This is a genomic window from Candidatus Hydrothermales bacterium (assembly GCA_039630235.1).
Classification (GTDB): domain Bacteria; phylum Hydrothermota; class Hydrothermia; order Hydrothermales; family JAJRUZ01; genus JBCNVI01.
Genome location: JBCNVI010000054.1, coordinates 1 through 695, shown reverse-complemented (window position 1 = coordinate 695; position 695 = coordinate 1). Strand labels below are relative to the sequence as shown.

The window sequence follows — 695 nt, the reverse complement described above, 5'->3', positions numbered from 1 at the left end:
CTTTTTAATCCTTCCTAATAATTTATTTCCTCTTGTGAACCTGATATTTGTTCGTTTTGATTATTCTGTTTTTTTAAATTTTTTCTCACCAAAAAATCCTTGACAATTAACTAACATTTTACTAAACTTTATTAAAAAGGTGTTGTGAACATTGTGAACGCTGTTGCAAATACTATAAAGTTTGAAGATATTAAGAAGAAAAAAATCAAATTACCAACGCATTTTCCGGATCCTGTAGAAGTAGAAAACATAACAACTATAGGCTCTAATTACAAATTATTAGTGAGAAAGGTCGATGGATATCTTGAAGAAGTTGTTTTAACTGCTGAGGAGATAAATAAAATTGAAATAATTTCCGAGTATGTAAAATTTGTAAATTCAGAGCGTTTGGTTCTTTTGGTTGAATCATATCGTATTCGTAATGCCTATTCCTATGATCCATACTTTGCCGTCAGTCTTTCGGGAATTCAAACCCTACCACACCAAATAGAAGCAGTTTACGGAAAAATGTTGCCTCAACCACGTTTGCGCTTTCTTCTTGCAGATGATCCAGGAGCGGGCAAAACTATAATGGCAGGTTTATTAATTAAGGAACTTAAGATGCGGTTAGGGATTGAGAAGATTTTAATCATTGTTCCCGCAAACTTGAAAATTCAATGGCAAGATGAACTTTTAACATTTTTTAATCAATACTT

The 695-nt window shown here is 32.1% G+C and carries 1 protein-coding gene; it reads left to right on the top strand.

What is annotated here, in order from left to right; all coding sequences use genetic code 11:
* Window positions 1-144 precede the first annotated feature (144 nt).
* Window positions 145-695 (top strand): SNF2-related protein (locus tag ABDH49_09260; GenBank protein MEN3047125.1); only part of this gene is annotated, 551 nt, incomplete at its 3' end.